This window comes from Leucobacter soli (assembly GCF_042659205.1).
GTDB lineage: Bacteria > Actinomycetota > Actinomycetes > Actinomycetales > Microbacteriaceae > Leucobacter > Leucobacter soli.
This window is the reverse complement of the sequence record NZ_JBHSRW010000062.1, coordinates 1-11,734: the sequence shown is the minus strand read 5'-3', so window position 1 is coordinate 11,734 and position 11,734 is coordinate 1. Positions and strand designations below refer to the sequence as shown.

Annotated in this window: 9 protein-coding genes, 1 other RNA gene and 1 pseudogene; 10 read left to right on the top strand and 1 reads right to left on the bottom strand. The window is 70.1% G+C overall.

All coding sequences use genetic code 11. The annotated features are described in order from the left end of the window. The 9 genes from ACFPZL_RS05980 to ACFPZL_RS05940 form a co-directional block, all read left to right on the top strand. A partial coding sequence (locus ACFPZL_RS05980; protein WP_382334882.1) for a pantoate--beta-alanine ligase occupies positions 1-244 on the top strand: 244 nt, incomplete at its 5' end. Continuing rightward, positions 237-1,112 (top strand): 3-methyl-2-oxobutanoate hydroxymethyltransferase, encoded by an 876-nt coding sequence (gene panB, locus ACFPZL_RS05975; protein WP_218115309.1) that lies wholly within the window; start codon positions 237-239, stop codon positions 1,110-1,112. The genes ACFPZL_RS05980 and panB, both read left to right, overlap by 8 nt. 302 nt (positions 1,113-1,414) lie before the next feature. Beyond that, positions 1,415-1,924 (top strand): 50S ribosomal protein L10, encoded by a 510-nt coding sequence (rplJ, locus tag ACFPZL_RS05970; protein WP_218115307.1) that lies wholly within the window; start codon positions 1,415-1,417, stop codon positions 1,922-1,924. Positions 1,925-2,004: 80 nt separating this feature from the next. Then, positions 2,005-2,388, top strand: a complete 384-nt coding sequence (rplL, locus tag ACFPZL_RS05965; RefSeq protein WP_218115305.1) for a 50S ribosomal protein L7/L12 — start codon at positions 2,005-2,007, stop codon at positions 2,386-2,388. 249 nt (positions 2,389-2,637) lie between these two features. Then, a complete protein-coding gene (locus tag ACFPZL_RS05960) occupies positions 2,638-4,374 on the top strand; it encodes an ABC transporter ATP-binding protein (RefSeq protein ID WP_218115303.1) in 1,737 nt (578 codons plus the stop codon). After that, on the top strand, positions 4,374-6,482 hold the full coding sequence (locus ACFPZL_RS05955) for an ABC transporter ATP-binding protein (RefSeq protein WP_218115301.1): 2,109 nt from the start codon (positions 4,374-4,376) through the stop codon (positions 6,480-6,482). The genes ACFPZL_RS05960 and ACFPZL_RS05955 overlap by 1 nt, the downstream gene beginning before the upstream one ends. Positions 6,483-6,511: 29 nt before the next feature. Next, positions 6,512-6,608, top strand: an RNA gene (gene ffs, locus ACFPZL_RS05950) — signal recognition particle sRNA small type. 120 nt (positions 6,609-6,728) lie between these two features. Beyond that, positions 6,729-8,960, top strand: a complete 2,232-nt coding sequence (gene pta, locus ACFPZL_RS05945) for a phosphate acetyltransferase (RefSeq protein ID WP_218115299.1) — start codon at positions 6,729-6,731, stop codon at positions 8,958-8,960. A 4-nt stretch (positions 8,961-8,964) separates the two neighbouring features. Next, positions 8,965-10,158 carry an acetate/propionate family kinase gene (locus ACFPZL_RS05940; protein ID WP_218115297.1) on the top strand — a complete coding sequence of 398 codons (1,194 nt, stop codon included), beginning with the start codon at positions 8,965-8,967 and terminating at the stop codon, positions 10,156-10,158. 248 nt (positions 10,159-10,406) lie between these two features. Here the strand turns inward: ACFPZL_RS05940 and ACFPZL_RS05935 are convergent. Next, a pseudogene (locus ACFPZL_RS05935) lies at positions 10,407-10,550 on the bottom strand (AsnC family transcriptional regulator); the annotation flags it as partial. A 64-nt stretch (positions 10,551-10,614) separates the two neighbouring features. Between ACFPZL_RS05935 and ACFPZL_RS05930 the strand changes: the two are divergent. Then, positions 10,615-11,734: DNA polymerase III subunit gamma and tau (locus tag ACFPZL_RS05930; protein WP_382334879.1), on the top strand; the 1,120-nt coding region annotated here is incomplete at its 3' end.

Below are 11,734 nucleotides of genomic sequence, written 5' to 3'. Positions count from 1 at the left end.
CGCCGACGCCGTCGGGCGCGGCGTCGTCGGCGTCTCCGAGCTGCGCCCTCCGGCGCTCGAGACGCTGGAACGGGCCGGTCTCGCCTGCGAGTACCTGGCTTTCGTCCACCCCGAGACGCTCGTGCCGGTCGATGCCGTCGACGGCCCCACGGTCTGCGCGGTCGCGGCCGAGGCCGGCCCGGTGCGCCTCATCGATAACCTGTTGCTGAATCCTCCCGCACCAGAAGGGATCGGGCATGCCTGATGTCGCGAAGCCGAAGCTCACCTTGACCCGACTCCTCGAGATGAAGGCGGCGGGCGAGCCGATCGTCATGGTCACCGCCTACGACTTCCCGGGGGCCCGCGCTGCGGAGCGTGCCGGGGTGGATGCGATCCTGGTCGGCGACTCCGCCGCCCAGGTCGTGCTCGGGTACGAGTCGACCGCGCAGATCTCCGTCGACGAGCTGCTGACCCTGGCGCGCGCGGCGCGGCGCGGCGCCCCTGCCACGTTCCTGGTCTGCGATCTCCCGTTCGGTTCGACCGAGGTCTCCGACGCGCAGGCGATCGAGACCGCGGTGCGCTTCGTCCGCGAAGCCGGAGCCGATGCGGTGAAGCTGGAGGGCGGCGGACCGGAGCGGCTCGAGCGGATCCGCGCGATCGTGGCGGCCGGCGTACCCGTGGTCGGGCATCTGGGGCTGACGCCGCAGACCGCGACGATGCTGGGCGGGTACCGCGCGCAGGGGCGCACGGTCGAGAGCGCCCGTCGGCTGGTCGCCGAGACGATGGCCGTGCAGGATGCGGGGGTGTGCGCGCTCGTCATCGAGGCCGTGCCGACCGACGTCGTGGCCAAGATCCTGCCGCGGGTCGCCGTGCCCGTGATCGGGATCGGGGCCGGCCCGGCCGACGGCCAGGTGCTCGTGCTGCACGACCTGATCGGCATCACCGAGGGGCGCACGCCGGTGTTCGTGAAGCGCTTCGCCGAACTCGGAACCGCGATGGCCGACGCGATCGCCGACTACTCGGACGAGGTGCGCGGCGGCCGGTTCCCCGCGGACGAGCACCAGTACCGGTCGGCTCCTGAGGCCGTGGCCGCCGCGCGGGCGGCGATCGAGGAGGGCGGCGGGGTGCGCTGACCGGTGGCGGGCCGGCGCATACCCGGCGAGGATCGGGCCGTCCGCCCGCCGTTTGCGATGAGCGCCCGCCTCGGTTAAGCTATCCCTTGGCCCAAGACCGCCGGTAGGGCTCGCAAGAGCCCCGGAACGTTCGCGAAAGCGAAGACCTGCGCAGGTACGACTCAGAAGTCGAAGGATCTCCTTCGCATTTTGAAGCTCCGTGCGTGCGCGCCGGAGCTTTTCTCGTTTTTCGAGTCGAGTCCCGGAGGCGGCAGGGCGCCGGGCGGCGACCGTCGCCCGGGCACGACAAGCTAGGGAGCGCCATGGCTACGAAGGATGCTACGGTCGCCGATCTTCAGCAGAAGTTTGAAGAGTCGAGCGCCGTTCTGCTGACTGAGTACCGCGGTCTCACGGTTGCCGAGCTGCGGAATCTCCGCAACAGCATCCGCGAGCACGCGACGTACGCCGTGGCGAAGAACACGCTGACCAAGATTGCGGCCAACAACGCCGGGATCACCGCATTCGACGACGAGCTGACCGGTCCTTCGGCGCTCGCCTTCGTGCACGGTGACACCGTCGCGGTCGCCAAGGCTCTGCGTGACTTCGCCAAGGCAAACCCTCTTCTGGTGGTGAAGGCGGGCTACTTCGATGGCAACGCCCTGACCGCCGCTGAGGTAGGCAAGCTTGCCGATCTCGAGAGCCGCGAGGTGCTGCTGGCCAAGGCCGCCGGCGCGATGCAGGCTGCTCTGGTCGGAGCTGCACAGCTGTTCGCCGCTCTGCCCGCCAAGGCCGCTCGCGGCTTCGGCGCGCTGCAGGAGAAGCAGGACGCGTAAGGATCGGCGCTCGCCGATCCGGTATCAATAGGACCCGCCGATCACGCGCAGCGTGAGGGCACACATCAAGGAGAAACATCATGGCTAAGCTTTCGACCGAGGAGCTGCTGGAGCAGTTCAAGGAGCTCACCCTCATCGAGCTCTCGGAGTTCGTCAAGGCGTTCGAGGAGACCTTCGACGTCTCGGCCGCCGCCCCCGTGGCCGTCGCCGCCGCCCCGGCTGCCGGCGCCGCCGCTGAGGCCGTCGAGGAGAAGGACGAGTTCGACGTCGTCCTCGAGTCGGCCGGCGACAAGAAGATCCAGGTCATCAAGGTCGTGCGCGAGCTGACCGGCCTGGGCCTGGGCGAGGCGAAGGCCCTCGTCGAAGAGGCTCCGAAGACCGTTCTCGAGGCTGCCAAGAAGGACGCCGCCGAGGAGGCCAAGGCGAAGCTCGAGGAGGCCGGCGCCGGCGTCAAGCTGGCCTAAGGCTTCCGCGCGCACCCGCGGCCCCGCAACGTCGGGAGCAGCGGGGCGAGGATGAGGGCGGGGTGCTTCGGCACCCCGCCCTTTCGCATCCCGGTGCCCGGGCGACGGCGCGCCCGGGCACCTCGACCAGACCGCATTCCGCGGCGGGCGAACACGCGATGAATCAGGGGAGAATCAGGGTCGGACTCGGGGTCGGATCCGCTCGCCCGGGTGTACGCTGACTGGGATTTACGAACCGAAAGGCATGCGATGGCCCTCCTCCGGCTGACCTTGCACCACTCTCGCCCGTACTGGGCATGGATCGCCGCTGTACTGGTGCTGCAGCTGCTCGCCACGATCGCCGCGCTCTGGCTCCCGAGCCTCAACGCCGACATCATCGACCAGGGCATCGCCAAGGGCGACACCGACTTCATCTGGAGCAACGGCGGCGTGATGCTGGCGGTCTCGCTCGCGCAGTTGATCTGCGCGGTGGCCGCGGTCTACTTCGGCGCGCGCACGGCGATGTCGGTCGGCCGCGACCTGCGCCGCGAGGTCTACCGCAAGGTCGACTCGCTGTCGACGCTCGAGGCGACCCGCTTCGGGGCGGGCACGCTGATCACCCGGGGCACCAACGACGTGCAGCAGGTGCAGATGCTCGTGCTGATGACCTTCAACTTCATGGTCTCCGCGCCCATCATGGCGATCGGCGGCATCATCATGGCGCTGCGCGAGGATGCGGGCATGTCGTGGCTCGTGTGGGCTTCGGTGGCGGTGCTCGCGGTGATCGTAGGGTTCCTGGTCCGGATCCTGCTGCCGCTGTTCCGCCAGATGCAGGCGCGCGTCGACGACATCAACGGCGTGCTGCGCGAGCAGATCATGGGCATCCGCGTCGTGCGGGCGTTCGTCCGCGAGCCGTTCGAGTCGGACCGCTACCGCGTCGCGAATGAGAACATCACGCGGATCTCGGTGAACGTGGGCAACGTCTTCGTGCTCATGTTCCCCGTCATCATGATGGTGCTGCACCTCGCCACGGCGGCGGTGCTCTGGTTCGGCGGCCACCGGGTCGACGCGGGCATCGTCGAGGTCGGCTCGCTGACCGCGTTCCTGCAGTACCTGCTGCAGATCCTGATCGCCGTGATGATGGGCGTCTTCATGGTGATGATGATCCCTCGCGCCGTCGTCTGCGCCGAGCGCATCCGCGAACTGCTCGACACCGAGTCGGAGCTCGCGTTCCCGGACACCGCGACCGAGCCGACCCCCGTCGCGGGGCGCATCGAGTTCGACGACGTCACGTTCGGCTTCCCCGGTGCCGAGATCCCGGTCATCAAAGGCGTCAGCTTCGTCGCCGAGGCGGGCGAGACGACCGCGATCATCGGTTCGACCGGGTCCGGGAAGACGGTGCTGCTCAACCTGATGCTGCGCCTCTACGACCCGCAGCGGGGATCGATCACGGTCGACGGTTCCCCCGTCTCCGCGCTCACGCGCGAGCAGTTGGCCGACACGCTCGGCCTGGTGCCGCAGCGCCCGTACCTGTTCTCGGGAACGATCGGCTCCAATCTGCGCTTCGGCGATGCGCAGGCGAGCGACGAGGAGCTGTGGGAGGCGCTGCGCGTCGCCCAGGGCGAGGACTTCGTGCGCGAGAAGGAGAAGCAGCTCGACGAGCCGGTCTCCCAGGGAGGCACGAGCGTGTCGGGCGGCCAGCGGCAGCGTCTCTCCATCGCGCGAGCGCTCGTGGCGAAACCGCGCGTGTACCTCTTCGACGATTCGTTCTCGGCGCTCGACGTCGCGACCGACGCCCGCCTCCGCGCGGCGCTGCCGGCGGCGACGGCCGGGGCGACGACGATCATCGTCGCCCAGCGGGTCTCGACGATCACCGAGGCGGACCAGATCCTCGTGCTCGAGGACGGCGAGCTCGTCGGCCGCGGCACGCATCACGAGCTGCTGGCCGGCAACAGCGTGTACCAGGAGATCGTCAGATCCCAGTTGACCGAGGCGGAGGCCGTCTGATGGCGAGCGATGAGACGCAGCGGACGACGGGCGCCGGCGCGACCGAGGCGGGGGAGCTCGGAGAGTTCGAGCTGCCCGACGACTACACGCCCGACGGCGACGACTGGTTCGGCGGCCAGCCGACCAAGAAGGCGAAGCACTTCTGGCCCTCGGCGAAGCGGCTGATCGGGCTGCTGGGCCCGGAGAAGTGGCTGTTCGCCTTCGTCACGCTGCTGGTGGTCGGGTCGGTGGTGCTGACGGTCATCGCGCCGAAGGTGCTCGGCGCGGCGATGGACGTCATCTTCAACGGCATCCTGGGGGCGAGACTGCCGGCGGGCGTGCCGCTCGACCAGGTCATCGCCGGCCTGCGCTCGCAGGGCCAGGATCAGTACGCCGACATGCTGGCGGGCACCGACGTGGTGCCGGGCGAGGGGATCGACTTCGGCCGCCTCGGCGAGCTGATCCTGATCGTGCTCGGCCTCTACCTCGTCGCCTCGTTCCTCATGTGGCTGCAGGGGTACCTGCTCAACGGGCTCGTGATGCGGGTGGTGTACAAGCTGCGCCAGGACATCGAGGAGAAGATCAACCGGCTGCCGCTCTCGTATTTCGACGGGCGTCAGCGCGGCGACATCCTCTCGCGGGTCACGAACGACGTGGACAACATCCAGCAGGCGCTCCAGCAGGCCTTCTCGCAGCTGGTGCAGTCGATCCTGACGATCATCGGCATCGGCGCGATGATGTTCGTCGTCTCCTGGCAGCTGGGCCTCATCGCGCTGATCGCGCTGCCGCTCTCGGGGATCATCGTCGGCATCGTCGGCGTGCGCGCCCAGAAGCTCTTCACCGCGCAGTGGAAGCGGACGGGCGACCTGAACGGGCACATCGAGGAGTCGTTCACCGGTCACGAGCTGATCCGGGTCTACAACCGCGACGCCGAGATGACGAGCGAGTTCGACGAGCGGAACGAGGCGCTCTACGACGCCTCGTTCAAGGCGCAGGCGCTCTCGGGCACGATGATGCCGGCCATGCAGTTCGTGCAGTACCTCACGTACGTGCTCATCGCCGTGGTCGGTGCGCTGCGCGTCACGGCCGGCCAGATGACCCTCGGCGACGTGACCGCGTTCATCCAGTACTCGCGCGAGTTCGCGCAGCCGATCGGCGAGGTCGCCGGCATGGCGAACATGCTGCAGTCGGGCGTCGCGTCGGCAGAGCGCACCTTCGAGCTGCTCGACGCCGAGGAGCAGGAGCCCGAGGACGCCGCCGAGCAGCTGCCGGAGCGGGCGACCGGCGACGTGCGCTTCGAGCAGGTCGGCTTCAGCTACGATCCCGAGCAGCCGTTGATCGAGGACCTCTCGCTCGAGGTGCAGCCCGGTCAGACCGTCGCGATCGTCGGCCCGACGGGTGCCGGCAAGACGACGCTGGTCAACCTGATCATGCGCTTCTACGAGCTGCGCGGCGGCAGGATCCTGCTCGACGGCATCGACATCACGCGGCTCTCCCGCGCCGAGCTGCGCGGGCATATCGGCATGGTGCTGCAGGACGCGTGGCTCTTCGACGGCACGATCCGCGAGAACATCCGCTACGGGCGCCTCGACGCCACGGACGAGGAGATCGTGGAGGCCGCGAAGGCGACGATGGTGGATCGCTTCGTACGCCAACTGCCCGAGGGATACGACACCGTGATCGCGGAGAACGCCTCGGCGCTCTCCGCGGGCGAACGGCAGCTGCTGACGATCGCGCGCGCGTTCCTCGCCGATCCGTCGCTGCTGATCCTCGACGAGGCGACCTCGTCGGTGGACACCCGCACCGAGGTGCTGGTGCAGCAGGCGATGCGAGCGCTCCGGCAGGATCGCACCTCGTTCGTGATCGCCCACCGGCTCTCGACGATCCGCGATGCGGACACCATCCTGATGATGGAGAGCGGGCGGATCGTGGAGCAGGGATCGCACGAGGAGCTGCTCGCGGCGCAGGGCGCGTACTACCGGCTGTACCGGGCGCAGTTCAGCGGCACCGACGAGAGCGAGGATGAGAGCGGCGACGAGAGCGGCGACGCGGTCGGCGGTGCAGCCGGCGGAGCGCTCGATGGGGGCGGTGCCTCCCTCCCGGCGCGGGGAGCCCCTGAACCGGGGTGACGCCAGCCTCCGAACCTGCGGTAGGCTCGTAAGGCCCCTCACGTGGCGATATCCCGGTGAACTCCCCCAGGCTGGAAACAGAGCAAGGGTAGCCGGGCTCTATCGGGTGCGTGAGGGGTCTTTCGTTCTGCGGACTCGCCCGCGCCGCAGGTGCGGCGGCAGCGGCGTCGCCGGAGGCCGGATGAACGGGTATCGGGGTTGTCGGCCTCGGCGCCCCGATCCACCCCGCGCGGCTAGGCTGGGTGCGTGGTCGCATCCCTCTATCTGACGTCTGCGGAAGGCCGAACGGGCAAGAGCGCGATCGCGCTCGGCGTGCTCGACGCCCTGCTGGTCGATGCGCCGCGGGTCGGCGTGTTCCGGCCTCTCATCCGCGATCGGCGTGCGCGGGATCGTGTGCTCGAGCTGCTGCGCTCGAAGGCGACGGCCGAAGCGCCCTACGAGTCGTGCATCGGCGCGACCTACGAAGAGGCCCACGAGGACCCCGACGCCGCGCTCGCGAGGATCGTGTCCGCCTATCGTGAGCTGCAGCGCAGCTGCGACGCCGTCCTCGTCGTCGGCAGCGATTTCACCGACGTAGCCGTGCCGACGGAATTGACCTTCAACGCGCGGATCGCCGCGAACCTCGATGCGCCCGTGATGCTGATCCTCGGCGGGCGCTGCCACGACGGCCCCGAGACGCTCGGCCAGTCGAGCCCGCGTTCGGCGGCCGAGCTCGCCCGGGTTGCGGAGCTCGGACTTCACGAACTGCGCGCGGCGCACGCGACCGTGCTGGCGGTGCTCGTGAATCGGGCCGACCCGGAGGCGTTGGACGGCATCGTCGAGGCGGTGGCCGAGGCGCTGCCACCGGAGACGCCCGTGTGGGCGGTGCCGGAGGAGGTCGCACTCGTCGCGCCGCCGGTGGCGACCGTGATCGACGCCGTCGAGGGGGAGTTGCTGTGCGGCGGCGGGACCGACGCGGGTGACGGATCCGGCGGCGAGATGCTGAGCCGCGAGGTGCGCCGGATCGTCATCGCCGGCATGGCGATGGAGCACGTGCTGCCGCGTCTGCTCGAGGGGTCCGCCGTGGTGGTGGCCGCGGATCGCGCCGAAACCCTGCTGGCGGTCGTCATGGCGCACGAGGCGCCCACGTTCCCGTCGCTCGCGGCGGTCGTGCTGAACGGCGACTTCGAGCTCTCGCACGACGTGGAGCGGCTGCTCGACGGCATCGGCTCCTCGCTGCCGGTGATCCGCACCTCGCTCGGCACCTTCGACACGGCGCAGCGGATCACCCAGGCGCGCGGCCTCCTCTCCGAGGATGCGCCCGCGCGGCTCGACACGGTCATCGGGCTGTTCCGCGAGCACGTCGACGCCGCGCTGCTGCGCGAGCGCCTGCAACTGCACCGCGGGGGCGTCCGCACGCCCACCATGTTCGCCTACGAGCTCTTCGAGCGCGCCGCACTGGCCGGCTCCCGCATCGTGCTGCCGGAGGGGTACGACGACCGGATCCTGCGCGCCGCGAGCGTGCTGCTGGCTCGCGGCACCGCACGGCTCATCGTTCTCGGAGACGAGGCGGAGGTGCGAGCCCGTGCGGCTCGGCTGGGCCTGGTGCTCGACGGGGCCGAGGTCGTGGATCCCGCGACCTCCCCGTTGCGCGAGGAGTTCGTCGCGGAGCTGCTGCGGCTGCGCGGCGCCAAGGGACTGACCCGTGGCGCGGCGGAGGATCAGGTCGCCGATGCGACGGTCTTCGGGACGATGATGGTGCAGCTCGGCCTGGCCGACGGCATGGTCTCGGGCGCGGCGCACACGACGGCGCACACGATCCGGCCCGCCCTGCAGATCATCAGGACCCGGCCGGGCGTCTCCGTCGTCTCCAGCGTCTTCTTCATGGCGCTGGCGGACCGGGTGCTGGTCTACGGCGACTGCGCCGTCAACCCCGACCCCACGGCCGAGCAGCTGGCGGATATCGCGATCTCGTCCGCCGAGACGGCGGCGCAGTTCGGCGTAGAGCCGCGCGTGGCGATGCTCTCCTATTCGACCGGCGGCTCGGGAGCGGGCGCGGATGTCGACAAGGTGCGCCGTGCGACGGAGCTGGCCCAGGCGATGCGCCCGGACCTGCAGATCGAGGGCCCGATGCAGTACGACGCGGCGGCGGATCCCGCCGTGGCGGTGGTGAAGCTGCCGGGATCCCGGGTCGCCGGCCGCGCGACCGTGTTCGTCTTCCCCGACCTGAACACGGGCAACAACACCTACAAGGCGGTGCAGCGCTCTGCCGGCGCGGTCGCCGTGGGTCCCGTGCTGCAGGGACTGAACCGGCCGGTGAACGACCTCTCCCGCGGCGCCACCGTCGATGACATCGTGAGCACGGTCGCGATCACCGCGATCCAGGCGGCGGCTTCTTCTCCCCGTCATCCTGCGGCCGCCGAAGCACCCTTCCCCCGTCATCCTGCGGCCGCCGAAGGCGGATCGCAGGATCCGACCCGGCTCGAGACGGGGGTCTGAGGAGATGAGCGCGATCCTCGTCGTCAACGCCGGGTCATCCTCCATCAAGTACCAGGTGATCGAGGTCGGGAGCGAGCGGCGTCTCGCCTCGGGGCTCGTTGAGCGGATCGGCGAACCCCTCGGGCGGCTGATCCATCGGGGCGAGTCGGGATCGATCTCCGTCGAGACCGAACAGGCGATCGGCGACCACTTGGAGGGCTTCGCTCTGCTCGCGCAGGCGTTCGCGGAGGCGGGCCGGTCGCTCGAGTCGCTCGGCATCGCGGCAGTGGGGCACCGGGTGGTGCAGGGCGGCAGCGAATTCGTCGAGCCGACCGTGATCGATGACCGCGTCGCGGCGCGCATTCTCGGGCTCGCGGAGCTCGCACCGCTGCACAATCCGGGCAACCACCAGGCGATCGCGGCGGCAAGGACGGCGTTCCCCGGGATTCCGCACGTCGCCGTGTTCGACACCGCCTTCCACCGGACTCTGCCGCCCGCCGCCCGCACCTATGCGCTGGATCCGGCCGTCGCCGCCGAGCACGGGGTGCGGCGCTATGGATTCCACGGTATCTCGCACGAGGTGGTCTCGCGCCGGGCCGCCGCGTTCCTCGGGAGGCCGGTGCATCAGCTGAAACAGGTCGTGCTGCATCTCGGCAACGGGGCCTCGGTCTGCGCCGTCGACCGGGGCCGCTCGGTCGCGACCTCGATGGGGTTGACGCCGCTCGAGGGGCTCGTCATGGGGACGAGGAGCGGAGACATCGACGCGGGCGCGCTGCTGCACCTGATGCGGGCGGGGTACGACGAGAATCGCCTCGACCGCCTGCTCAACACCCGGTCGGGACTGCTCGGCCTCGCCGGTTCCAACGATATGCGCGACGTGCGCGCCGCAGCAGACCGGGGTGATGCCGCGGCCGTGCTCGCGCTCGACGTCTACGTGCAGCGGATCCGCCACTACCTCGGCGGCTACCTCGCGCTGCTCGGCGGAGCCGATGCGATCGTCTTCACCGCCGGAGTGGGCGAGAACAGCGCACCGCTCCGCGCCGAGGTCTGCGCGGATCTCGAGTGGTTCGGGATCCGCATCGACGCCGCGCGCAATGCGGTGGCGAGCGGCGAGGCCCGGGCGATCAGCGCTGACGACTCCCGCGTCTCCGTCCTCGTCGTCCCGACCGACGAGGAGGCGGAGATCGCCCGCCAGACCTGGGTGCTCGTCTCCGGGTAGGCGCGCTCGTCGAAGCGGCCGGCAAGCCGTCCTGACCGACGCGCCGCACGTACGAAGCCCGGATCCGCGCCCTCACCGCGCCGATCCCGGCGGAGTGGAACCCGTGATCGGCGGTGCCGGGAGGGCGATCCGCGGCGCGTCGGTGCCCCGGAACCTTCGCCTGTCCTGCGCGTTATCGAATCGTGAACAGCGGACTGCGTCCCGATTCGCGCGCAGCTCCACGGATTCCGCGGCCCGAGCTGGTTGTAGCGCTGCCGGATCGCGGGCTCGGAGAAGTTCAGGCGTCGACCGATCTCGCCGAAGGAGAGACGTCCGTCGACACGGAGCTGGTCGATGATGTCGCGATCGACGTCGTCGAGCAGCTGACCGTTGCCGTGAGCGGAAGCCTCCATGGCCCCGAGTGTACTGCTGCACGTCGGTCGCGCAGCGGGATGATTGTCGGACGCCGCCGGTAGCATGGACCCCGTGGCTACCGCACTGTACCGCCGTTACCGGCCAGAGGCCTTTTCCGAGATGATCGGGCAGGCTCATGTGACCGAGCCGCTGATGACCGCGCTGCGCACCGGGCGGATCGGGCACGCCTACCTCTTCAGCGGCCCGCGCGGCTGCGGCAAGACCACGTCGGCGCGCATCCTGGCCCGGTGCCTCAACTGCGCCGAGGGGCCGACCGACACGCCGTGCGGCACCTGCCCGAGCTGCACCGAGCTCAGCCGGGCCGGCGGCGGGTCGCTCGACGTGGTCGAGATCGACGCGGCGAGCCATGGCGGCGTCGACGACGCGCGCGATCTGCGCGAGCGCGCGGTGTTCGCGCCGGCGCGGGACCGTTTCAAGATCTTCATCATCGACGAGGCGCACATGGTCACCGCGGGCGGCTTCAACGCGCTGCTCAAGATCGTCGAAGAGCCCCCGCCGCACATCAAGTTCATCTTCGCGACGACCGAGCCCGACAAAGTCATCGGCACCATCCGCTCGCGCACCCACCACTACCCGTTCCGCCTGATCGCCCCGGGGGCGCTGATCGACTACGTGCAGCAACTGTGCGACAGCGAGGGCGTGCAGGTCGAGCCCGGTGTGCTCCCCCTCGTCGTCCGATCCGGTGGCGGCTCCGTGCGAGACACCCTCAGCATCCTCGATCAGCTCATCGCTGGCAGCGAGGGCACCCAGGTGACGCTCGAGCGCGCGACCGGACTGCTCGGCTACACGAGCACCGAACTGATCGACGAGACGGTCGTCGCGCTGGGTTCGGGCGATGCCGCGCAGGCGTTCGCCGCGACCGACCGCGTGGTGCAGACGGGGCAGGATCCGCGCCGCTTCGTGGAGGATCTGCTCGAGCAGCTGCGCGACCTCATCGTGATCGCCGCCACCTCGGTGGAGGGGGCATCGGCGGTCTTCCGCGGGGTGCCCGCCGATCAGCTGCAGCGCATGTTCGAGCAGTCCCAGCTCTTCGGCCGCGGCCGGCTCTCGCCGATCGCCGACACGGTGAGCGAGGCGCTCGACCGGATGACCGGCGCGACCGCGCCGCGCCTCCACCTCGAGCTCATGATGGCGCGCGCCCTCGTCGGCCCCGCGCAGCCGG

Coding starts and splice junctions, on each gene's coding strand:
- ACFPZL_RS05955 (WP_218115301.1), top strand. CDS start 4,374: ATGGCGAGCGATGAGACGCAGCGGACGACGGGCGCCGGCGCGACCGAG.
- rplL (WP_218115305.1), top strand. CDS start 2,005: ATGGCTAAGCTTTCGACCGAGGAGCTGCTGGAGCAGTTCAAGGAGCTC.
- ACFPZL_RS05940 (WP_218115297.1), top strand. CDS start 8,965: ATGAGCGCGATCCTCGTCGTCAACGCCGGGTCATCCTCCATCAAGTAC.
- ACFPZL_RS05960 (WP_218115303.1), top strand. CDS start 2,638: ATGGCCCTCCTCCGGCTGACCTTGCACCACTCTCGCCCGTACTGGGCA.
- panB (WP_218115309.1), top strand. CDS start 237: ATGCCTGATGTCGCGAAGCCGAAGCTCACCTTGACCCGACTCCTCGAG.
- rplJ (WP_218115307.1), top strand. CDS start 1,415: ATGGCTACGAAGGATGCTACGGTCGCCGATCTTCAGCAGAAGTTTGAA.